General features: G+C 38.8%; 25 protein-coding genes. 24 read left to right on the top strand and 1 reads right to left on the bottom strand.

The window, feature by feature from the left end; genetic code table 11:
* Window positions 1-8 precede the first annotated feature (8 nt).
* From AR328_RS09720 to AR328_RS09760, 9 genes are all read left to right on the top strand, one after another.
* Window positions 9-1,268: a tetratricopeptide repeat protein gene (locus AR328_RS09720; protein ID WP_066294301.1), complete on the top strand. Its 1,260-nt coding sequence runs from the start codon at window positions 9-11 to the stop codon at window positions 1,266-1,268.
* A 53-nt stretch (window positions 1,269-1,321) separates the two neighbouring features.
* The gene (locus AR328_RS09725; protein ID WP_066294305.1) at window positions 1,322-1,864 is read left to right on the top strand and encodes a ReoY family proteolytic degradation factor; all 543 of its coding nucleotides are present in this window, start codon (window positions 1,322-1,324) and stop codon (window positions 1,862-1,864) included.
* 225 nt (window positions 1,865-2,089) lie between these two features.
* Entirely contained in the window at window positions 2,090-2,560 is a 471-nt protein-coding gene (locus AR328_RS09730; protein WP_066294307.1) for a YpiF family protein, read from the top strand.
* A gap of 180 nt (window positions 2,561-2,740) precedes the next feature.
* The gene (locus AR328_RS09735) at window positions 2,741-3,247 is read left to right on the top strand and encodes a ubiquinol-cytochrome c reductase iron-sulfur subunit (RefSeq protein WP_066294310.1); all 507 of its coding nucleotides are present in this window, start codon (window positions 2,741-2,743) and stop codon (window positions 3,245-3,247) included.
* 3 nt (window positions 3,248-3,250) lie between these two features.
* Entirely contained in the window at window positions 3,251-3,925 is a 675-nt protein-coding gene (gene qcrB / locus AR328_RS09740; protein ID WP_066294312.1) for a menaquinol-cytochrome c reductase cytochrome b subunit, read from the top strand.
* Between the two features lie 45 nt (window positions 3,926-3,970).
* Window positions 3,971-4,738: a menaquinol-cytochrome c reductase cytochrome b/c subunit gene (locus AR328_RS09745; protein WP_066294314.1), complete on the top strand. Its 768-nt coding sequence runs from the start codon at window positions 3,971-3,973 to the stop codon at window positions 4,736-4,738.
* A gap of 124 nt (window positions 4,739-4,862) precedes the next feature.
* A complete protein-coding gene (locus tag AR328_RS09750; RefSeq protein ID WP_066294317.1) occupies window positions 4,863-5,459 on the top strand; it encodes a DUF1405 domain-containing protein in 597 nt (198 codons plus the stop codon).
* 64 nt (window positions 5,460-5,523) lie between these two features.
* A complete protein-coding gene (gene ypjB, locus AR328_RS09755; RefSeq protein WP_066294320.1) occupies window positions 5,524-6,324 on the top strand; it encodes a sporulation protein YpjB in 801 nt (266 codons plus the stop codon).
* Between the two features lie 119 nt (window positions 6,325-6,443).
* Window positions 6,444-7,124: a zinc metallopeptidase gene (locus tag AR328_RS09760; protein WP_066294323.1), complete on the top strand. Its 681-nt coding sequence runs from the start codon at window positions 6,444-6,446 to the stop codon at window positions 7,122-7,124.
* 157 nt (window positions 7,125-7,281) lie between these two features.
* On the opposite strand, the gene AR328_RS09765 is transcribed toward AR328_RS09760, so the two are convergent.
* Window positions 7,282-8,142 (bottom strand): YitT family protein, encoded by an 861-nt coding sequence (locus AR328_RS09765; RefSeq protein ID WP_066294326.1) that lies wholly within the window; start codon window positions 8,140-8,142, stop codon window positions 7,282-7,284.
* A 202-nt stretch (window positions 8,143-8,344) separates the two neighbouring features.
* On the opposite strand from AR328_RS09765, the gene AR328_RS09770 reads away from it, so the two are divergent.
* From AR328_RS09770 to asnS, 15 genes are all read left to right on the top strand, one after another.
* Entirely contained in the window at window positions 8,345-8,686 is a 342-nt protein-coding gene (locus tag AR328_RS09770) for a nucleotide pyrophosphohydrolase (protein ID WP_066294332.1), read from the top strand.
* Window position 8,687: 1 nt separating this feature from the next.
* Window positions 8,688-9,488 (top strand): 4-hydroxy-tetrahydrodipicolinate reductase, encoded by an 801-nt coding sequence (gene dapB / locus AR328_RS09775; protein ID WP_066294335.1) that lies wholly within the window; start codon window positions 8,688-8,690, stop codon window positions 9,486-9,488.
* A gap of 15 nt (window positions 9,489-9,503) precedes the next feature.
* A complete protein-coding gene (gene mgsA, locus AR328_RS09780) occupies window positions 9,504-9,923 on the top strand; it encodes a methylglyoxal synthase (protein WP_066294339.1) in 420 nt (139 codons plus the stop codon).
* The gene (gene bshB1 / locus AR328_RS09785; protein ID WP_442854438.1) at window positions 9,895-10,632 is read left to right on the top strand and encodes a bacillithiol biosynthesis deacetylase BshB1; all 738 of its coding nucleotides are present in this window, start codon (window positions 9,895-9,897) and stop codon (window positions 10,630-10,632) included. Before mgsA ends, bshB1 begins: the two co-directional genes overlap by 29 nt.
* On the top strand, window positions 10,629-11,774 hold the full coding sequence (bshA, locus tag AR328_RS09790; protein ID WP_066294351.1) for an N-acetyl-alpha-D-glucosaminyl L-malate synthase BshA: 1,146 nt from the start codon (window positions 10,629-10,631) through the stop codon (window positions 11,772-11,774). The genes bshB1 and bshA overlap by 4 nt, the downstream gene beginning before the upstream one ends.
* Window positions 11,771-12,970: a CCA tRNA nucleotidyltransferase gene (locus tag AR328_RS09795; RefSeq protein WP_066294353.1), complete on the top strand. Its 1,200-nt coding sequence runs from the start codon at window positions 11,771-11,773 to the stop codon at window positions 12,968-12,970. The genes bshA and AR328_RS09795 overlap by 4 nt, the downstream gene beginning before the upstream one ends.
* On the top strand, window positions 12,955-13,935 hold the full coding sequence (locus AR328_RS09800) for a biotin--[acetyl-CoA-carboxylase] ligase (RefSeq protein WP_066294355.1): 981 nt from the start codon (window positions 12,955-12,957) through the stop codon (window positions 13,933-13,935). The genes AR328_RS09795 and AR328_RS09800 overlap by 16 nt, the downstream gene beginning before the upstream one ends.
* 291 nt (window positions 13,936-14,226) lie before the next feature.
* Window positions 14,227-15,063 carry a 3-methyl-2-oxobutanoate hydroxymethyltransferase gene (panB, locus tag AR328_RS09805; protein ID WP_066294362.1) on the top strand — a complete coding sequence of 279 codons (837 nt, stop codon included), beginning with the start codon at window positions 14,227-14,229 and terminating at the stop codon, window positions 15,061-15,063.
* Window positions 15,060-15,905: a pantoate--beta-alanine ligase gene (gene panC, locus AR328_RS09810; RefSeq protein ID WP_066294365.1), complete on the top strand. Its 846-nt coding sequence runs from the start codon at window positions 15,060-15,062 to the stop codon at window positions 15,903-15,905. Before panB ends, panC begins: the two co-directional genes overlap by 4 nt.
* A 139-nt stretch (window positions 15,906-16,044) precedes the next feature.
* Complete coding sequence (panD, locus tag AR328_RS09815; protein ID WP_066294368.1) at window positions 16,045-16,431, top strand: aspartate 1-decarboxylase; 387 nt, start codon at window positions 16,045-16,047, stop codon at window positions 16,429-16,431.
* Window positions 16,432-16,613: 182 nt separating this feature from the next.
* Window positions 16,614-19,415: an ATP-dependent DNA helicase DinG gene (gene dinG, locus AR328_RS09820; protein ID WP_066294377.1), complete on the top strand. Its 2,802-nt coding sequence runs from the start codon at window positions 16,614-16,616 to the stop codon at window positions 19,413-19,415.
* A gap of 218 nt (window positions 19,416-19,633) precedes the next feature.
* Window positions 19,634-19,804 carry a YpmA family protein gene (locus AR328_RS22205; protein WP_082677181.1) on the top strand — a complete coding sequence of 57 codons (171 nt, stop codon included), beginning with the start codon at window positions 19,634-19,636 and terminating at the stop codon, window positions 19,802-19,804.
* Window positions 19,805-19,818: 14 nt separating this feature from the next.
* Entirely contained in the window at window positions 19,819-20,292 is a 474-nt protein-coding gene (locus tag AR328_RS09825; RefSeq protein ID WP_066294383.1) for a cell wall elongation regulator TseB-like domain-containing protein, read from the top strand.
* A 48-nt stretch (window positions 20,293-20,340) separates the two neighbouring features.
* The gene (locus AR328_RS09830; protein ID WP_066294390.1) at window positions 20,341-21,531 is read left to right on the top strand and encodes a pyridoxal phosphate-dependent aminotransferase; all 1,191 of its coding nucleotides are present in this window, start codon (window positions 20,341-20,343) and stop codon (window positions 21,529-21,531) included.
* Between the two features lie 117 nt (window positions 21,532-21,648).
* The gene (asnS, locus tag AR328_RS09835; protein ID WP_066294395.1) at window positions 21,649-22,944 is read left to right on the top strand and encodes an asparagine--tRNA ligase; all 1,296 of its coding nucleotides are present in this window, start codon (window positions 21,649-21,651) and stop codon (window positions 22,942-22,944) included.
* Window positions 22,945-22,956: the final 12 nt, after the last annotated feature.

Below are 22,956 nucleotides of genomic sequence, written 5' to 3' on the forward strand. Positions count from 1 at the left end.
AAATTATTATGGAGAAAATAAATGAAATCATTAAAATGCTTGAAAACGGCCAACATGAAGAAGCGTTGAGCCATTATCGGAGAATTTTATTAAATGGATCTCATGAAGAAAGATTTCTTCTGGGTGAAGAATTACTTCACTACGGGTTTCTGGTGGAGGCAAAAAAATTATTCGAAAGACTGCTTGAATCTTATCCGGAAGAAGGAGAATTGCTAGTCCTTTTAGCAGAAACTCATATTGATCTTGGAGAAGAGGACGAAGCCATCCTTGTTTTAGAGAAGGTACAAGAAGAAGATCCAAGTTTCCCGCAATCGCTGTTGCTGCTCGCAGATCTTTATCAAATGGAAGGTTTATATGAGGTGAGTGAACAAAAACTGTTAAAAGCCAAGTCCATTTTGCCTAATGAGGTAATCGTTGATTTTGCCCTTGGTGAACTCTACGGAGAACAAGGCAGATTTCTCGAAGCTGCGAAAATTTATAGGCATGTCCTTCAAACAGATGAAATCATCGCAGGTGTGAATGTTAATCAGAGGTTAGCAGAGGTTCTTAGCGTAGGAGGAGCATTCGAAGAGGCATTGCCTTACTTCGAAAAAGCAATGGAGGACAAATTAGAAATTAATACTCTGTTTAGCTATGCATTTACTGCATTGCAAGCAGGATATAATAGAACAGCAATCGAAAAGTTCAATGAATTAAAGGAGCTTGATCCAGAATACCATTCCTTATATATCAATCTTTCAAAGGCTTACGAGCGTGAAGAGGAATTGGAAAACAGCTTTCATGTGATTAAGATGGGAATTCAATATGACGAATATAATAAAGAGCTTTATTTATATGGCGGCAAGCTTGCGCTAAAGTTAGGCAATGAACAGGAAGCGGAAAATTTATTAAGAGAGGCACTTGCACTTGATCCAGAATTTATTGAAGCAGGGGCCAGTTTAATAAAGCTTTTTCTTAGGCAGGAAAGATATCAAGATGTTTTGGAAATTACGGAATTGTTAAGTGATTTTGCGGAAGAGGAACCGCAGTTTGTTTGGGATTCAGCCTTGGCCCATCATCAGCTTGAAGAATATTCATTGGCATTAAACAAATACAATCGTGCATATACTTTCTTAAAGGATGAGCCGGAATTTCTAATAGATTACGGAAATTTTTTAATTGAAGAAGGAAAAAACACTGAAGCTGCCGAAGTTTTTAGTAAATTAGTAAAACTTGAGCCAGGTGTCATTGAATATCAGGAAATACTGCAAAGACTCTTGGATCAATGATAAAAGTGAAATGGGCTTATTAATTTTGCAAATAGCAGAGGAGGGAATCGAATATGTCAGCCCCTGTATCTGTCAACGAGAAGAAAGATTTTATTCGCTGGTTTCTGAACCATTATCAATTAAAGAGACGGGAATGTGTATGGATTCTTAACTATTTAATGAGCCATGATCAGTTAATGGAAAAAGTTCATTTTGTTGATCACGCACAGTATTGTCCTAAAGGATTAATCATGTCAACTCATTGTGTAGATGAAGTCCCATTTCGTTTCTACAAGGAAAATGTCATGACGACTGATGCAGAGAAATCTTTTCACGACATCCGGCTTAATCGTGAGGAGGATATCTTTATTCAGTTAAATTTCCACGCTTCCAATAAAGCGCATCAATATGCAGCTGTTTTGGAGGAAAACCCGTTTTTGCCAAATAAAATGGAAATTAGTGAAAAAGATAAAATGGTTGCTGAAAAGTTTCTTAGTGACAGCATAAAGAAATTTCAAAGAGAGACCCTTCTTAGGCAAATTGATGAAGCTCTGGACAGTCAAGACGAATCCGCATTCATCCAATTAACTGAAAAACTAAAAAGATTAAAGTCTTAATCCTAGGCTTGCTATTATTAGCAAGCTTTATTTTTTTATCTAGCTACAGCGCCTACCCCCTCGAGGTCACAAGCCAAGCCTCCCAGAAAGGTAAAGTTCAACCTTTCCGGGAGGCTTGTCTTGTGCTTGTCGGGGGTGGGCAAGGCGCTTCCACTTTTATTTTTGTCGCTTTTTCGTAATAGTGGTAAGATAAATAGGATAAATTAGATACATGGAGTGAGTTGGATGAAGTGGATTTCTCAGGATATTGAAAAGTTTCTTCAATCAAAGGAGTATGTGGATACAGCGGTATTGCCGTTGCTTCCTGTTTCCCTCGGCAATGATATGAAACAATCAGCTTCGATGAGTGAGTTTATTTCCCTGCTTAGTGTTCAGCTAGAGAGACAGTTTAGGGGAAGAGTTATGATGCTGCCAGGATTTTCTTATCTTAAATCAGCAACATTGGACAAGCATAACGAGGATATAAGGGTTTGGGAAGATGAATTGTTTGCAAATGGTTTTAGGCATGTTTTTCATGTCACCTCTGACAGCAGCTGGAAGGGGATTGAAGATCGGCTAAATGGAAGTTTAATTTGGCTTCCGTCCATTCCACTTGAGCATTTGGAAGAGCGGAATCGAATTTCTATACTTGAGGATCAAGTTAAACAGCTACTAACTCTGTTTATGCAAAAATGGGAAAATGGAGAAAGTCGCTAAGAATGATTAAAAAACGTAATTATTTTTAAATAATTTAAATCTGTCACAGAGTCTACATGTTTTTACCAAAGGATTATATTGACCTTCAAAGAAGATTGATATATCATGGTTATGTCCTAGTTTTATATTGTGTTGAATTTTGTCCGTTGGACTTGACTTCATAATAGAGGGGGGAAAAGTATGAGCAAAAATCGTGTATCAAGACGTCAATTCCTTAGCTATACTCTAACTGGTGTAGGCGGTTTCATGGCTGCAGGTATGTTAATGCCTATGGTTCGTTTTGCGATTGATCCAGTATTGCAAGCAAAAGCTGAAGGTGATTTCATTCCAACTAAACAAAAAGTTGCTGATATTACCGATGTTCCAACTAGGGTTGACTATACATTTGAACAGCAGGATGCGTGGTATACATCAGATGTAACGGGGACTGCATGGGTTTACAAAGATGATAAGGGTGAAATTGTCGCTTTATCACCAGTATGTAAGCATTTGGGCTGTGTAGTAGACTGGAACACTGATAAAACACATCAAGACCATTTCTACTGTCCATGTCATGGCGGTCTTTATACTAAGGATGGTACTAACGTTCCTGGAACTCCGCCAATTGCATCACTAGACGTATTTCCTTACACTGAAAAAGACGGCTTCCTACACTTAGGAAAAGCCAAGCCACGAAAGGGGGCGTAATCATTGTTAAACAAAATTTATGATTGGGTAGATGAACGTTTAGATATTACGCCTTTATGGAGAGACATTGCAGACCATGAAGTGCCTGAGCACGTAAACCCGGCACACCATTTTTCTGCATTCGTTTACTGCTTTGGCGGATTAACGTTCTTCGTTACTGTTATCCAAATCTTGTCTGGAATGTTCTTAACGATGTATTATGTTCCAGATATCAAAAATGCATGGGAATCTGTTTATTACTTGCAAAACCATGTTGCTTTTGGACAAATTGTCCGAGGAATGCATCACTGGGGAGCAAGCTTAGTCATTGTAATGATGTTCTTACATACGCTACGTGTTTTCTTCCAAGGTGCTTACAAGAAGCCTCGTGAGTTAAACTGGGTTGTTGGTGTACTTATTTTCTTCGTTATGCTTGCACTTGGATTAACTGGTTATTTATTGCCTTGGGATATGAAAGCATTATTTGCAACAAAAGTTACAATGCAAATTATTGAATCAACACCACTTATTGGTATGCAATTAAAAACGCTAATTGCAGGAGATCCGGAAATTGTCGGTGCTCAAACGATTACTCGCTTCTTCGCGATTCACGTATTCTTCTTGCCTGCAGCCTTATTCGGGTTAATGGCGGCACACTTTGTAATGATTCGTAAACAAGGTATTTCAGGTCCATTGTAAAAAATACGATTACGATAATATTGAAAAAGGAGGGGGAATCGCCCAATGCATCGTGGTAAAGGTATGAAATTCGTAGGTGACTCTCGTGTTCCTGCTGAACGTAAACCGAATATTCCGAAGGATTACTCGGAATACCCTGGAAAAACAGAGGCGTTCTGGCCGAACTTCCTATTAAAGGAATGGATGGTTGGTGCTGTTTTCTTAATCGGATTTCTATGTTTAACAATTGCACATGAACCACCGTTAGAAAAAATAGCTGATCCGAGTGATACAGCTTATATCCCGCTTCCAGACTGGTATTTCTTATTCTTATACCAATTGCTTAAATATACTTATGCATCTGGACCATTCAATGCGGTAGGTGCGTTTATTATTCCAGGTCTAGCATTTGGGGCGCTGCTACTAGCGCCATTTATTGACCGAGGTCCTGAACGCAAACCATCTAAACGACCATTAGCAACTGGATTTATGCTTCTAGCTATCGCAGGTATTACATTCCTAACTTGGCAGTCTGTAGCTACTCATGACTGGGAAGCTGCTGCAAACCAAGGGAAAATCGTAGCAGAAGTAGATATTGATACTGAAGCAGAAGGCTATAAACTTCTTGAATCAAACAACTGCTTGTCATGTCACGGAGCTGAACTTGCAGGTGGTGCAGGTTCACCTGCTCTTATCGACACGGGTTTAACTCCTGAAGAAATTTCTGATATTGCGGTAAATGGTAGAGGAAGCATGCCTCCAGGTATGTTTAAAGGAACGGATGAAGAATTAAAAGTACTTGCTGAATATATTTCAGGATTAACAAGTAAATAACTGGAAAAGCTGACGTTATGCGTCAGCTTTTTTTGATGTTAAATGTTTTGAATCTAACTATATTTAATGTATATGGTAAAATAGTTAATATAATACAAACCATATTAAAGAAAAGAGGACCTTCATGAAGTGGATTTATCCTATCCTAGCAAATCGAGCTGTACTGTGGCTATTATTAATAGTAAATGTTGCAGGAACTGTATACGGCTATATTTGGTATAAATGGCAGCTAGTTGAGACACCGCCCATTTTCCTGCCATTCGTACCAGACAGCCCAACAGCGAGTCTGTTTTTTGTTTTCGTATTAATTGCCTTTTTACTGGGGAAGAACTGGCCGCTTTTTGAAGCATTGGCCATTGTCACTCTCATTAAATATGGGGTATGGGCCGTAGTCATGAACTTATTAGTTTTCAATGTAACGGGCGAATTGGATTTGGTTGCACTCATGCTAATCATTTCACATGGTGCAATGGCAGTCCAAGGTGTACTGTATGCTCCATTTTATCGTATTAAAACTTGGCATTTAGTTGTTACGGGGATTTGGACATTACATAATGATGTAATTGATTATGTGTTTTTTATGCTCCCCCGGTACCCTATTTTGGACTTGTATACGCCGCAAATCGGTTATTTTACATTTTGGCTCAGCATGTTTTCATTAGGGATCACCGCTTTTTTAACCTTAAGAAGAAATCGATTTATCTTAAAATTGAATTCTTAATGAATAGGTATAACCTTGTCCCATCTCTCATAGATATTTAATAGTAATTTGAGGGGGGACAAGAATGAAGGCTAGGTTTATCGTTACAGTCATTATATGTATTCTATTATTGCCAGCATCAGTTATCGCAAACGAAACCTCACCTGTAGATAGATTGGATCAACTATCCGATGAAGCATTGCAGATGGTTAAGCTTCACCGATACGAAGATGCCAAACGGCTTCTAGATTATTTTTCTGAACAATTTGTTTCAGTTACAGGGAAAGAAAGGTCATTCACTGCGGATGAGTTGAGAATTTTGACGATTTCGCATGATGAGGCTGTACAGGCTGCCGCTAATGCCACAATGAATCATGAAGAGAAAATTAACCGCGTTACGAAGTTTAGGCTTGTAATGGATGCGATAACTTCACCGTATCAACCATTATGGACTGAAATGGAATCACCGATTATGACTGTTTTTGCAGAAGTGAAGGAAGCTGTGTATGCTGGTGATAAAAAACAATTTCATACGAACTTGAATTCTTTTTTATCTTTATATGACATGATTTACCCTAGTATAAAAATAAATGTCGATAAAGAACGCATACAAAGATTAGATGCAAAAATAAATTTTATTGATAAATATCGGCCTCAAGTATTAACAGAAACGGCCAGCCAAATGGAGCTTGAAGCATTGGAAGCGGATTTACAGCTCTTATTTGATGAAATGACTGAAGACGAAGCTGATCCTTCTTTATGGTGGGTAATCATTTCAACGGGAAGTATTATTATTCTTACATTATCCTACGTTGGATGGAGAAAATATAAGGGAGATCAGGAAAAGGAGAAGGAAAAGTCACTTTCCAGAAGGCAAAAAGATTGACGCCATCATTCAGCAAAAATACAATAATATAAAGAAGCTTCACTCATTTTGTGGAGAATTTTCTTTCAATGATTATATACGTGCTGCAACTAGAGAAAGCTGAATAAGGAGGGATAGCAATGGGTGGATACCTCATATACTTTGCTATCATTATTTTGATTCCGCTATGGGCGCAAATGAGAGTAAAGGGCTCTTATACTAAATATTCAAAAGTCCCAGCCTCATCACATATGAGAGGTGCGGAAGTCGCAAGAAGAATTCTTGACACGAATGGATTATTCCATGTCAATGTTGAAGAAGTAAGAGGTCATTTAACAGACCATTACGATCCACGATCCAAAACAGTAAGACTATCATCTGCAAATTTTCACGGTCACTCCGTAGCTGCTGCGGCCATTGCAGCTCATGAAGTCGGTCATGCCATACAGGATCAGCAAAATTATGCACCTTTACGATTCCGCCACACGCTTGTGCCAGTCGCAAATATCGGTTCCAATTTTTCATGGATCCTAATTATGATCGGTTTCCTTGCAGGATTAAACGGATTCGTGTTGCTTGGCATTATTTTTATGGCGTCAGCTGTAGTTTTCCAACTTGTTACTCTTCCAGTTGAATTTAATGCGTCCAACCGTGCGATGGATCAAATTGTATCGCTTGGCATCATCAGAAACGATGAGGAAAGGGAAACAAGAAAGGTGCTTAATGCGGCAGCACTCACCTATGTAGCAGCAGCTGCTGTTGCTGTTTTAGAATTACTTCGCTTAATTCTTATTTATACCGGAATGCAAAGACAAGAATAAAACCAGCCATTTGGCTGGTTTTGTCTTTGAGAATTGTCTAGCTCCAGCGCCTACCCCCTCGAGGTCACAAGCCAATCCTCCCAGAAAGGAAAAGACACCTTTCCGGGAGGCTCGTCTTGTGCTTGTCGGGGGTGAGCAAGGCGCTTCCGCTTTTCTATTAATGTTCGATTGGCTTTTTGTTTTCGTCTAAAGTGAAGCCTTCTCCGAGCACATCGTGGACAACTGTGACCGAAACAAAGGCATGCGGATCCACTGAGTTAATGACATTTTTTAACCGGACAATTTCGTTCTTACCGACGACACAATATAACACTTCTCGATCCTTTTTAGTAAATGACCCATATCCCCTAAGAACTGTTACTCCCCGTTCCATTTCTATCATAATCTTATTGGCTATTTCATCATTTAAATCGGAAATAATCATAGCTCCTCTTGCAGAATAGGAACCCTCCTGCATGAAATCAATCACCCTTGCTCCGACAAATACAGCAACAAGTGTATACATCGCTTCTTGATAGGATAAATAAAAAATTAAAGATAGCGTAATGACGGCGGCATCAAATATGAACATGGTTCTTCCCATGCTAACGCCTGCATATTTGTTCACTAATCTTGCGATAATGTCAACTCCGCCAGTTGTTCCCCCAAATCGGAAAATCGTTCCAAGGCCAATACCGATAGAAACACCAGCAAATAATGCGGCAAGTGTTAAATCTTCATTGAGCGGCATATGGATTTGGTTGCGCTGAAATATCCATAGGAAGATTGAGACGCTGACAGTACCGAGTATTGTATATAGGAATGAGGTTTTTCCGAGCAATTTCCAGCCTAGAAAAAATAGCGGAATATTTAATAATAAATTCGTGTACGAAGGATCCCATTTAAACAGGAAATATAAAAGAAGGGTAATACCAGTAAAACCGCCTTCAGATAAATTATTTTGCATATTAAAATGTACGATGCCGAAAGAAAAGATGGCAGACCCGAACAAGATAAAAAGAATATTTTTTACTTTCATATAAAAATCCTCCGCTTCCAATTTCCTACATAAATTATTGTGCCCGTTCGGAAAGGATAAAGTCAAGCATGTTTCGAACCTAATCAAACGTATCTGCCTATTATTTAATAAAAAATATTTGTAAAAGAACTATCGTTTAGCTAACATGAAAGAAGGGAATTAGTAGGTTTACCTTTTAACAGAAGAAGGGATGAAATAAAGAGTGCAAGAAAAAACAATGAAAGATCTGCAAGAAGAAGTAGATACATACATAGGCCAATTTAAAGAAGGGTATTTTAGTCCTTTAGCCATGCTTGCTAGACTTACAGAGGAACTAGGCGAGCTTGCAAGAGAAATTAATCATCGATACGGGGAGAAACCAAAAAAAGCAACTGAAGCGGAAAAAGCAATTGAAGAGGAAATGGGAGATATGCTGTTTGTCCTCATTTGCTTGGCCAATTCATTAAATATCGATTTGGAGACTGCACATAACCAAATTATGAATAAATTTAATACCCGCGATAAAGACCGCTGGACTAGAATTGAAGAGCAGGGGGATAAATAAGATGAATAAAATTAATATTGTAATTGCAGGTGCAAGAGGAAGAATGGGAAGGGAAGCCGTTCAGCTTGTTCAGAATACCGATCAATATCAGTTAGTGGCGGTAGTTGATCATAAGAATGGCGGAGGCTTGCTCAGTGATTTTGATGGCTTCACTGGATTGGATATTCCTATATATACGGATATGTCTCAATGCTTCCAGGAAATTAAGGCAGATGTCCTTATCGATTTAACAACACCTGAATTTGGTATGCTTCATGCGAAAACGGCATTGGTGCATGGGGTTAGACCTGTTGTTGGAACGACAGGCTTTACGAAAGAGAACCTAAATGAGCTTGAATCACTTTGCTGTGAAAAGGAACTAGGCTGTATCATTGCACCTAATTTTGCCATTGGCGCAATTTTAATGATGAAATTCGCCCAAATGGCCGGAAAATATTTCAATGATGTCGAAATTATTGAACTCCACCATGATCAAAAGCTGGATGCTCCGTCAGGAACAGCGGTAAAAACGGCAGAAATGATTGCAGGAGTTAGGCAGTCAAAGAAACAAGGTCATCCAGATGAAAAGGAAACAATATCTGGTGCAAGAGGAGCAGATTTTGAAGGGATGCATATTCATTCAGTCAGATTACCTGGTTTAGTCGCCCATCAGCAAGTGATGTTCGGCTCAGAAGGACAAACTTTAACAATCCGGCATGACTCCTATAATCGAGCCTCCTTTATGTCGGGAGTTAAACATGCTGTTGATACCGTGTTAGGAATTGATACTCTAGTTTACGGACTGGAAAACATATTAGAATAGTAAGGAGGCGTTAAGATGAATATTGCTTTAATTGCCCATGATAAGAAAAAGGATGCGCTTGTTGGCTTTGCAACGGCGTATAAAGATATTCTAGCCGAGCATACACTTTTCGCCACAGGAACTACTGGTTTAAGAATCATCAATGCAACAGGCTTAGACGTTCATCGATTTCAATCAGGACCTTTCGGTGGAGATCAAGAAATTGGTGCATATGTAGCCAATAATAAAATGGATATTGTGATATTCTTTAGAGATCCTTTAACAGCTCAGCCACATGAGCCAGATGTGACGGCATTAATTCGTTTATGCGATGTATACTCTGTGCCGCTTGCAACAAATATGGGGACTGCAGAAATACTAATTAAAGGGCTTGAGCGCGGGGACCTATCTTGGAGAAATATTGTCTATGGAAAAAGCGGTGGTCAGGATGTCTGAAATAAAGCTTGATATTCTTGCATTTGGTGCACATGCTGATGATGTTGAAATCGGCATGGGTGCATCCATTGCAAAATTCGCATATATAGGAAAAACTATCGGTATTTGTGATCTAACGAATGCGGAGCTATCATCGAACGGTACGGTAGAAACACGAAAGATAGAAGCCCAAAAAGCAGCAGAGGTTTTGGGCGTTAGCATAAGGGAGAACATTAATCTGCCTGATAGAGGACTATTTCCTAATCCAGAATTTATAAAGAAAATAACAGCAGTAATTCGCAAATATCGCCCTTCTCTTGTGTTTGCACCTTATTATTATGATCGCCACCCTGATCATGGGCAATGTGCCCGTCTTGTAGAGGAGGCAATCTTTTCTGCTGGAATCCGAAAATACTCTACTGAAGATGAATTTGGCCCGCATCGGGTAAAAAATCTTTTCTTTTATATGATTAATGGGTATCATGAACCGGACTTTGTCATTGATGTTTCAAATTATATGGATAAAAAAATCGAGAGCCTTCGAGCATATAAAAGCCAGTTTGAAAAAAATGACGGAACCTTCAACACGCCGCTAGTAAATGGGTATATTGAAACAATTGAAGCAAGAGAAAGACTCTTTGGCAAAGAAGTTGAGGTAGCCTATGCTGAAGGATTTAAACGAAAAAGGCCAGTCATTATAAATCTAGATTTATTTGGTGAAAACGAATGAAAACAAAATTAAAAATAGGGATAACCTGTTATCCGACAGTAGGCGGATCTGGAGCGATAGCTACTGAATTAGGGAAAAAGCTTGCTGAAAGGGGTCATGAAATTCATTTCATTTCTTCAAGCCTTCCGTTCCGCTTAAATAGAATGCATTCAAATATTTATTATCATCAAGTTGAAGTTAATCAATATTCCGTTTTTCAGTATCCTCCATACGATATTGCCCTTGCCAGTAAGATGGCTGAAGTTATAAAACGGGAAAATCTTGATTTGCTCCATGTTCATTATGCGATTCCGCATGCTGTTTGTGCCATACTAGCCAAGCAAATGTGTGAACGGGATATTAAAATTGTTACGACCTTACACGGGACTGATATAACAGTTCTGGGCTATGATCAGTCTTTAACGGGGGCAATCCGTTTTGGAATAGAAAAATCCGATGCCGTTACGGCAGTATCAAGCTCCTTAACTACGCAAACATACGATGTAATCAAACCTGAAAAAAAGATCGATGTCGTTTACAACTTTATTGATGAGCGTGTATACCGTTTAATGGATTCCTCCTATTTAAGGAAGGAATACGGAATTAAAAAAGAAGAAAAGGTTGTTATCCATGTTTCAAATTTCCGCGGAGTGAAAAGAGTTCAGGACGTAGTAAAGGCTTTTGCTCGAATAGCAGAAAAGCTGCCTGCCAAGCTGCTTCTTGTCGGAGATGGGCCCGAAATGACTGTCGTATGCAGTCTTGTAAACAAGTTGGGCATTAATGATAAAGTACTATTATTAGGCAAGCAGGATAATCTGGAAGAGCTATACTCAATGAGTGATTTAATGCTGCTGCTTTCAGAAAAGGAAAGCTTTGGATTAGTTGCGTTGGAAGCGATGGCTTGTGGCGTGCCTTGTATTGGGACAAATATCGGCGGCATTCCAGAAGTGATTTCCAACGGGAAAAATGGTTATTTATGCGAACTTGGCGATATTCCGGCAATCGCTGAAAAAGGAATCGTTTTGCTATCGAATGAAGAACTGCATCAGCGCTTTTCAAGAGAAGCGATAAATACAGCGTACCATAACTTTCGTTCAGAGCTTATTGTCACTCAATATGAGAATATTTATAACAGCCTACTTAAAGAGGATGACGTAATTTGAAAGAGTCTTTTCTAAAAGCCATTCCCCTTTTATCAAAAATTCAAGAGTCCGGCTTTGAAGCATACTTTGTCGGCGGATCCGTTAGAGACTATTTATTGCAGAAGGAGATTGCAGATGTCGATATCGCCACTTCTGCAACACCTGAGGAAATTAGAACGATTTTTCCGAAAACGATAGATGTTGGAATCGAGCATGGAACTATTGTTGTTCTATATAATGGGATTCCATATGAAGTGACAACCTTCCGAACGGAAGCAGAATATATTGACTTCAGACGGCCATCAGAGGTTCAATTTATCCGGTCATTGGATGAAGATTTAAAACGCAGGGATTTTACGATGAATGCGATTGCCATGGACAAGGAAGGACGATTTGTTGACCCGTTTCATGGCATGCAGGCTATTAAGGATAGAATAATAAAAACGGTCGGGACGGCAGAGGATCGTTTTTCAGAGGATGCATTAAGAATGATGCGTGCTGTCCGTTTCTATAGTCAGCTAGGCTTTCAAATTGAAGAAACGACCTATCAGGCTTTGAAATCCTCCGCCTCATTACTCGCAAATATCTCAACAGAGAGAAAACTAGCTGAGTTCGAAAAGCTTCTAGCTGGAAAAAGCCGAATTCAAGCATTGCTTGTACTCGCTGATACCGGCCTTTTAAGCTATTTACCTTGTACGAGCCCATTTGTCGAAACGATAAATAGCATTGAAAAATATGATTGCAGCAAACTTTCAGTGAATGAAATGTGGGGGATCCTACTCTATCTTTTTAATATTGAATTACATAAAGTGAATGATTTTTTAAAAAGTTGGAAGCTGCCAGTGAAAAAAATAAAAAAAATCCATCAATTATTGTTTTGGCTTAATTTTAGAGAAAGAAGCCATTGGACAAATATAGCGATGTTCGATGCCGGCGCTGAAATCGTTGAGGGAACAGAAAAAATTTATAATGTATTACATACTCAGGATGTTAACGTACATATAGAAAGTTTACTGTTAAGTTATGATTTATTGCCAATAAAACAGCGAAGTGAATTACAAGTTACAGGAACCGACCTGCAAGAATGGTTTCAAAAAACCCCTGGACCTTGGATTAAGGAAAAATTAGCTGAGGCTGAGATTTCAGTTTTAAACAAGCATGTCAGTAATCGCAAAGATTCATTAAAGGAGTGGCTGTTACGGTGCAATCAGAGTTAAGAAAGAAACTGCTTGATGCTTTTACATTAAATGAAGATGAGTATTTGTCAGGCCAATATTTAGCTGATCTGCTAGGATGCTCAAGAACCGCAGTCTGGAAGCATATAGAAGAGATGCGTAGGGACGGGTTTGAGCTTGAAGCTGTTCGTAAGAAGGGATATAGAATAACAAGAGTTCCGGAAAGAATTACAGCAGATGAAATAAGATTGGGGCTTTTAACGAAGTTTATCGGAAAAAATATACATTATGAGGAAAGTGTTGACTCCACACAAAAAATTGCCCATCGTCTAGCAAATGAAGATGCTCCGGAGGGTACAGTTATTATTGCCGAGGAGCAGTTATTAGGCAGGGGACGAATGGACAGGAGATGGCATTCTCCGAAATATACTGGGATTTGGATGAGTGTGATTTTACGTCCAAATCTCCCGCCTCCTAAAGCCCCACAGCTAACATTAATAACTGCGGTTGCCGTTGTTCAAGCAATAGAAGAGTTAACTGACCTATCTCCGCAAATAAAATGGCCGAATGATATTTTAATCAATGGGAAAAAGGTGACCGGAATATTGACAGAGCTACAAGCCGATGCAGACCGGATCACTTCCATTATTATTGGAATTGGCATTAATGTAAATCAACAAAAGGAAGATTATCCTGAGGAGCTGCATACGATTGCCACCTCTCTATCGATCGAAAGCGGTAAAAAACTCCAAAGAGCAGAATTAGTAAAAATTCTGTTAAGCAAATTGGAGAATTTATATACCCTATACTTAGACAAAGGCTTCTATCCAATCAAGCTGCTTTGGGAAAGTTATGCCATCAGCATAGGCAAAGTCATAACAGCAAGAACAATTACGGGAAGTATCCAGGGAAAGGCATTGGGTATTACTGAAGATGGTGTTCTTATGATAGAAGATGAAATGGGTAAAGTTCACCATATTTACTCAGCGGATATTGAACTTAAATAAAAGTTTTTCTAGTCAAATGAATCATCGATTTGTTATACTTAACGTGTTTAGTTAAATGCTAAATGTTTGGGCAGTATCCTCAAGTTGAACTGCACCGTGTATGTTTAGGTCGTCGATGAAAAGTTCTTTGAAACACCTAAAATTAAAGATATTCTGCCTAGATCCAATAATGGACCGGGACAGAGGGATGAGACATAATAAAGAACGAAAGAAATTCGGAATCCTTCTGCTTACAGAAGGATTTTTATCTTTGTTTTTCACCCTCTTCCTTAATTCAAAGGAGGAATAAGGATGAAGCAAACAACTGATTTTTTGAAAATGAAGGAGAATGGGGAGAAGATTGCTGTTCTGACGGCTTACGATTTTCCGGCTGCCAAGCAAGCGGAAAAGGCCGGGGTTGACATGATTTTAGTAGGTGATTCGCTTGGAATGGTCGTATTGGGATATGAGTCAACCATCCCTGTTACGTTAGAAGACATGATTCACCATGGCAAGGCTGTCAGAAGAGGAGCTTTAGACACGTTTATTGTAGTAGATATGCCTTTCATGAGCTATCATCTGTCCGTTCGCGACACCCTAATAAATGGAGCGCGTATTATCCAAGAAACAGGTGCACATGCCGTTAAAGTCGAAGGTGCAGATGAAGTGATTGACGGAATCGAAGCTTTAACGAAGGCTGGCATACCTGTCATGGCACATCTCGGGCTAACACCGCAATCCGTCGCTGTGCTTGGCGGCTATAAAGTTCAAGGCAAAAATGCAGAAACGGCCCGTAAGCTAATCGAAGACGCGAAAAAATGCGAGCAGGCAGGCGCGTTTGCCATTGTATTAGAATGTGTTCCGAAGCAATTAGCAAAGGAAGTTTCAGAATGCTTGTCAATCCCGACAATCGGGATCGGTGCTGGCATTCATACGGACGGGCAAGTTCTTGTCTATCATGACGTACTTTCTTACGGTGTTGAAAGAGTACCGAAATTTGTTAAGAAATATTCAAATATAAATATCGACATGGAGCAAGGTCTGACTGATTATGTGAATGAAGTAAAACAAGGGGTATTCCCTGGTGATGAGCATAGTTTCTCAATGAAAGAAACGGAGCTTTTAAGCTTGTACGGAGGGAAAGCATGAAAGTCATTACAACCATTAGCGACATGCAGCAAACAATGATTCGAGAGAAAATGTCAGGTAAATCAATTGGCTATGTCCCGACAATGGGTTTTTTACATGAAGGACATCTGACATTAATCGATTATGCTCGAAAAGAAAATGATATAGTTGTCCTAAGTATTTTCGTAAATCCGCTTCAATTTGGGCCAACGGAGGATTTAGGTTCATATCCTAGGGATTTTGACCGTGATCATAATTTAGCCGAACAACATCAAGTTGACTATATTTTCTACCCGTCTGCAGAGGAAATGTATCCTGCACCATTATCGGTTACCGTAACTGCGAATGATCGGACTGATGTATTATGCGGGCAATCCCGTCCTGGCCACTTTGATGGGGTTGTGACGGTTTTAACGAAGCTTTTCAATATCGTTCAGCCGAATAAGGCATATTTCGGCAAAAAAGACGCTCAGCAGCTAGCAATTGTGGAAGGGCTTGTGAATGATTTCCATTTCCCAATTAAGATTGTGCCAGTGGACATTGTGAGAGAGCATGACGGGCTAGCTAAAAGCTCAAGAAATGTTTATTTGCTTCCTAAAGAAAGAGAGCAAGCACCTTTTTTATACAAAAGTCTATTAGAGGCTAAAGCAATGATTGATGAAGGGGAAAGAAACTCTCATATAATCATTTCCTCTATTAAAGAATTGATTTCTGAAAAGACGAGCGGAACAATCGACTATATTGAAATCTACTCTTACCCTAATCTTAAAGAAATTGAGAAGCTAGAAGGCAATATTATTATTGCCTTAGCAGTAAAATTTTCAAAAGCACGACTTATAGATAATTTGATATTAACTATTTAGTGTCCAGTTGCAGCGCCTACCCCCTCGAGGTCACAAGCCAATCCTCCCATAAAGGAAAAGACACCTTTCCGGGAGGCTCGTCTTGTGCTTGTCGGGGGTGACCAAGGCGCTTCCACATTTCATATTAGGGGGAATCATCATGTTCCGCACCATGATGAATGGTAAAATTCATAGAGCAGTTGTGACAGAAGCTAATCTGAACTATGTCGGGAGCATTACGATTGATACAGATATTCTTGATGCTGTTGGGATGCTTCCAAATGAAAAGGTACAGATTGTGAATAATAACAATGGGGCAAGGTTCGAAACATATATCATTCCCGGTGAAAGAGGCAGTGGTGTCATTTGTGTAAACGGTGCAGCTGCAAGACTTGTTCAAGAGGGAGATATTGTAATTATCATTTCTTATGCACTTGTTGCAGAGGACAAAATCTATACGCATCACCCTAAAGTTGCTATTATGGACGAAAATAATCGAATAAAGGAAATCATCAATAAAGAACCTGAAAAAACGATTATGATGTAAAATATTTTTTAAAAGTGAAAAAGGCTGACCCGGTATGTATGGACCGAGTCGGCCTTTTTGTCCAAGGTTATTTTGAAAACATTGAAAATGGCCTAAAATACATAATGCACGGCATTAAATCTTTTTCTTTTTCCGTTTTTATGATACCTTTTGATTGACTGAATGTTAGAGGTGTGTAGTTTATGTGTAATAAATATGTTGTAATTGATTTAGAAACAACAGGGAACGCCCCAAAGAAAGGGGATAAAATCATCCAGTTCGCCGCTGTTGTTATCGAAAACGGAAAAATAACGGAGGAATTCTCCTCACTTGTGAATCCGGGACAGCCTATCCCTCCATTTATTGAAGAATTAACAGGTCTAGATGATGAAGCAGTAATGGATGCCCCTGTGTTTTCCGAGATTGCACCAAAAATCCTCACTTTATTAGAGGATGCTTATTTTGTTGCACATAATGTCCTTTTTGATTTATCGTTCTTGCAGGAGGAGCTTCTTCTTGCTGGCTATAATGGATTTTATGGACCGGTTTTGGATACAGTAGAGCTTTCTCGTGTATTTATGCCAACTGCAGATAGCTTTCAATTATCAGAATTGGCTTTTAGGGAAGGATTAAATCATGAGCGTCCTCATCAGGCTGACAGCGATGCCTATGTAACGGCTGAGCTTCTGCTTCTCCTTTTGGATCGGATGGAACGGTTGCCGCTCTCCACAATCAAGCAAATTTACAAGCTTTCCGGCGGTTTAAAAAGCGATTTAGATTTACTCATAGATTCTTGTCTTACGAAAAAAGAAGCAACTGTCGAGGTTTTGCAAAACGATCTCGAAATACACCAAGGAATCGCACTGAAAATGCTTCATGAACAAGATGCTGATGATGACAATGGGACAGTCAATTATCCTATACAGCAAGAAGCGAAAGAGGAGCTTTTCAAAAAGGCTTTTTCCAATTGTGAAATTCGTTTAGGACAATTTAAAATGATGGATTCAGTCTATCAAGCCTTTAATTATAAACGACATGCATTAATTGAGGCTGGCACAGGTGTTGGAAAATCATTAGCTTATTTAATTCCTGCAGCTATTTACGGAAAAGAAAATAGACAAACAGTTATGATTAGTACATTTACGACGCAGCTACAGGAGCAGCTTCTTTCCAATGATATTCCTAAATTAAAACAGATGCTTCCATTTCCGATTAAGGCGGTATTGCTGAAGGGAAGAAGTCATTATTTAAGTTTGGCTAAATTTGAGCAATCTTTAAAGGAATTCGATGATAATTACGACACTACCTTAACAAAAATGCAAATCCTTGTTTGGCTAACAGAAACGACTACTGGGGATATAGATGAAATAAATTTGTCCAGCGGTGGAATGATATTTTGGAATAAAATCAAAAATGATGAGGCGATATTTCTTCAGAATAAATCTTGGCTTTCAAGAGATTTTTATTTACGGGCCCGAAAATCCGCTTTAAACGCTGATCTAATCATTACGAATCATTCTCTGCTTCTGAGTGATTTAGTCTCAAATAATAAAATTTTGCCGGAGTATAGTCATATTGTCATTGATGAGGGCCATCATTTTGTGAAAGTGTCTGGCCAGTATTTCGGCTATTCTCTGGATTATTTAAAGACTCGTTTTTTGATCAGCCGTATTGGGCATATGGAGCAGAAACAATTATTGTATATGCTTGAACAAATTCTAGAGAAAGCTGTGATTGAGAAAAAGCACTTAGTTCATTCCTTTGAAATGAATCAAATGATACAAGAACTTAGTTTTGAAATGGATGAGCTGTTCAAAATTATAAGCATATTTGCGAAAAAGAAAGCAAAATCCAGAAAAGGGTACAATCGGATTAGCAGCCGTTTTTTACGTGATGACTCCAGCCATGAAAGCCAAGCAGTGCAAGCTAGTGCAGAAAGATTTTTATTCCACACTAAGGATTTTACTGGAGAGCTAGAGAAAAGATTATATGCCTTGAGTATGATCAAGGAGAACCTTTCTGCCAGTGAAAAATCTTCATTGGAAGAACTCGCTTCTATAGTAGATGAATTAAAAGAAATAGTTGAAGCCATTAAACATATTTTTTTACAGCCATCTGAGGAATATGTTACATGGATTGATATGGACGTTCGTTCGATGCAGAATGCTACGACAGTCTATTCACAGCCTGTCAATGCAGGCCATTTATTAAAGGATGAATTTTTCAGCAAAAAAGAATCAGCTGTTATCACTTCTGCTACCTTATCGGTGAAAAACTCATTCAACTATATGTTAAATGAACTGGGATTGCAATTAACAGAATGCAGTGCAGAGCAAATTCAATCCCCATTTGATTATCATGAACAAGTAAAGCTCATCATTCCTAATGATCTTCCTGAAGTAAATTCTGTTTCATTGGATGAATATGTCATGTCCATTAGTGAACATATTATCTCGATAGCAGAAGCAACGAAGGGTAGAATGCTTATATTATTTACCTCACATGAAATGCTCAAAAAAACATATGAGCTTATAAAGGAATCTGGCTTTCTAAATGAATATGCCCTTATTGCCCAAGGTGTATCGAGCGGGAGCCGATCAAGGTTAACCCGTAATTTTCAAAAATTCGAAAAGGCCATTTTATTAGGGACGAATAGTTTCTGGGAAGGTGTGGACATCCCTGGAGAGGATTTATCGTGTTTAATCATCGTTCGGCTTCCTTTTTCACCACCTGATGAACCTTTTACAGAAGCGAAATGTGAACAAATTAAGCAAAATGGCGGAAATCCATTTTCTGACTATTCATTGCCAGAAGCGATCATTCGCTTTAAACAGGGATTTGGAAGACTAATCCGAACGAAAAGCGATAAAGGGTTTATTTTTATTTTTGATCGCAGATTGGTGACAACCCAATATGGAAAAGCTTTTTTAGATTCCATCCCGAAAATCTCTCATACGAAAAGCGATATTAGTGGAATAATCGACTTAATTAATAAAACCTTATAAATGAAAGATGAACGTATGATGAAAAAAGGGCTGCGCCTTTTAAGGTGCAGCCAATGACGTTGGTGGATTAGAAGAATTAATAGAATTTTTTATTCAAGCTGTTTGATGTAGCTGTTATACTGATAATTAAAGGTTAAAAACTTTCGTACATATAGCTTGTCCTATATTTACTTCTGTATTAGTTACAAATATTGTACTACCTGAGGAGGAATTCCAGTATGGAAAGCAAAATTGAGGTTTTATCAACGGTGAAAATTCAGCTAAGCCCTGACCTCTATAAAATTGTTGATGCTTTAAACAGAACGTTAAAGGAAAAAGATTTAATGTTTGGACTGGCACTTGATAAAGAAGATCAAAATAAAGCCATTTTTTCGATTTATCGTACATAAGAAGAGTGACAAATGTGAAAAAAGTAATTATTATAAGTTTATTAATATTGGCAATTATATTAGGATCTGGGGTTATCGTTTATGTAAATGCAGTAGAGCCTGTAAAGGCAGCTGAGAAAGAAGCCATTGAAAGAGCCATGACAGAAACGAGGCTTTGGAAGGCTGAGGATTTTCAGCTTTATCATGGTCTGGAAACATATTATGTCATTAAAGGGGTAAATAAAGCCGGAACAAGCATTTACGTCTGGGTCCCTGAAAAAGAAGGACAGATAATTGTTAGAAAGGTGACAGATGGAGTTTCCAAACAGGAAGCAATTAATAAGCTAAAAGAAGAGAAGAATCCGAAAAAAATTATTTCCGTTCGCCTCGGAATGGAAAAGAATATTCCGTTATGGGAAATTTATTACCGGACTGAGGGGAATTTAATAAATTATTATTATGTTGATTTCAAAACAGGTGAATGGCTAAAGAAGATCGAGAATTTATGATCTTCGTTCTTATTCTTCTTAGTCATTATGTGAGTGGAGGAAAAGGAAATGAACGTTCAATTAGCACAAAGAGTAAAAGCATTAACCCCATCAACAACGCTTGCCATTACAGCGAAAGCAAAAGAATTGAAGGAACAAGGCTTTGATGTAATCGGCTTAGGAGCTGGTGAGCCTGACTTTAATACGCCGCAGCATATTATTGATGCCGCCGTTAAATCGATGAATGAAGGACATACAAAATATACTCCATCTGCAGGCCTTCCTGCATTGAAAAAAGAGATCGTTAACAAGTTTAAAGTAGACCAGGGAATTGACTATGAAGCCTCTCAAATCATCGTCGGAAGCGGCGCAAAGCATGTCCTTTATACATTATTCCAAGCTATTCTGGACGAAGGGGATGAAGTCATCATTCCTACTCCATATTGGGTCAGCTATCCTGAACAAGTTAAATTAGCAGACGGTGTGCCTATCTATGTTGAAGGTAAAGAGGAAAACGAGTACAAAATTACACCTGAACAACTAGCAGAAGCCATTACGGATAAGACAAAAGCTGTTATTATTAATTCACCAAGCAACCCGACTGGTATGCTATATTCTGAAGATGAGTTAAAAGCATTGGGCGAGGTTTGTTTAAAGCATAATATTCTGATCGTTTCAGATGAAATTTATGAAAAATTAGTTTATGGAAACAATAAGCATGTTTCCATTGCTCAGCTTTCACCTGAGCTTAAAGGACAAACTTTACTAATAAACGGTGTGTCAAAGTCCCATTCAATGACAGGCTGGCGAATCGGATATGCAGCAGGTAATAAAGAAATAATTAAGGCAATGACAAATCTTGCGAGCCATAGTACATCGAATCCAACAACAACAGCTCAATATGGGGCGATTGCTGCATATGCTGGTTCACAAGAGATGGTTTCGGAAATGCAAAAGGCATTTGAGCAGCGCTTAAATACTATTTATGATAAGCTTGTTGCTATTCCTGGCTTTACATGCATTAAACCACAAGGTGCTTTTTACCTTTTCCCTAATGTAAAGCAGGCGGCTGAATTAACAGGCTTTGCCAATGTAGATGAATTCTCTCAAGCACTTCTTGAGGAAGCAATGGTTGCCGTAATTCCTGGATCAGGCTTTGGTGCTCCAAATAATATTCGATTATCCTACGCAACATCATTGGACTTATTAGAAAAAGCGGTTGAAAGAATCCATCAATTTGTTGAGAAGAAAATGAAATAATATGGAAGCGGCAGCTAGTAACCTAGCTGCCGCTTTTGGTAGTTGCTTGTCCTATATACAAAAGAGTATAATATATAGGATATAAAAGCGATTTGCTAGTTTTTGGAGGGAATATAATTGTTAAAAACAACGATATCTGAAGTATACAAATATGTTGATCAAGAAGTGAAAATAGGCGCTTGGGTCGCAAATAAACGCTCAAGCGGAAAGATTGCTTTCCTTCAGCTTCGCGATGGAACAGGATTCATGCAAGGTGTTGTCGCGAAAGCGGATGTTTCTGAGGAAGTTTTTCAAGCGGCAAAGTCTGTTACTCAAGAATCTTCTATTTACATAACTGGAAAAATCCAAGAGGACGAGCGTTCACCATTTGGATATGAAATGCTTGTAACGGGATTAGAAGTGATCCATGCAGCAGTAGATTATCCAATTACGCCGAAAGAGCATGGAACTGAATTTCTAATGGATCATCGTCATTTATGGCTTCGCTCTCGCCGCCAGCATGCGGTCATGAAAATTAGAAATGAGATTATCCGTTCCACGTATGAATTTTTTAATAACGAAGGGTATGTAAAAGTCGATCCGCCAATTTTAACGGGGAGCTCGGCTGAAGGCGGATCAGAATTATTTGCTACGAAATACTTCGATGAAGATGCCTATTTATCACAGAGCGGACAATTACATTTAGAAGCAGCAGCAATGGCACTTGGAAAGGTATTCTCTTTCGGTCCGACTTTCCGTGCGGAAAAGTCCAAAACACGACGCCATTTAATTGAGTTCTGGATGATTGAGCCTGAGATGGCTTTCTATGAACATGAGGATAGTTTAAAGGTGCAAGAGGACTATGTGTCATATATTGTTCAATCTGTCCTAAAAAATTGCGAATTAGAATTAAAAACTCTAGGCCGAGATACGTCTAAACTAGAGAATATTAAGGCACCTTTCCCGCGCATTACTTATGATGAAGCGATTAAGTTTTTGCATGAAAAGGGCTTTGACGATGTTCAGTGGGGAGATGACCTCGGTGCCCCTCACGAAACAGCGATAGCAGAAAGCTATGACAAACCAGTTTTCATTACTCATTACCCAACTTCATTAAAAGCATTTTACATGCAGCCAGATCCAAACAGGGAAGAAGTTGTCCTTTGTGCAGACTTAATTGCGCCAGAAGGGTATGGAGAGATTATTGGCGGTTCAGAGCGTATTCATGATTATGACTTAATGAAACAGCGTTTAGAAGAAAATAATTTAGACATGGATACTTACAAATGGTATTTAGAACTTCGTGAATACGGTTCAGTTCCTCACTCTGGGTTTGGACTTGGATTAGAAAGAACGGTAGCTTGGATTAGCGGAGTGGAGCATGTACGCGAAACAATTCCATTCCCGCGTTTATTAAATCGTCTATATCCGTAAGCAACATAAATT

Source organism: Bacillus sp. FJAT-29937 (assembly GCF_001509555.1).
In the GTDB taxonomy this organism is placed as follows: domain Bacteria; phylum Bacillota; class Bacilli; order Bacillales; family Cytobacillaceae; genus Cytobacillus.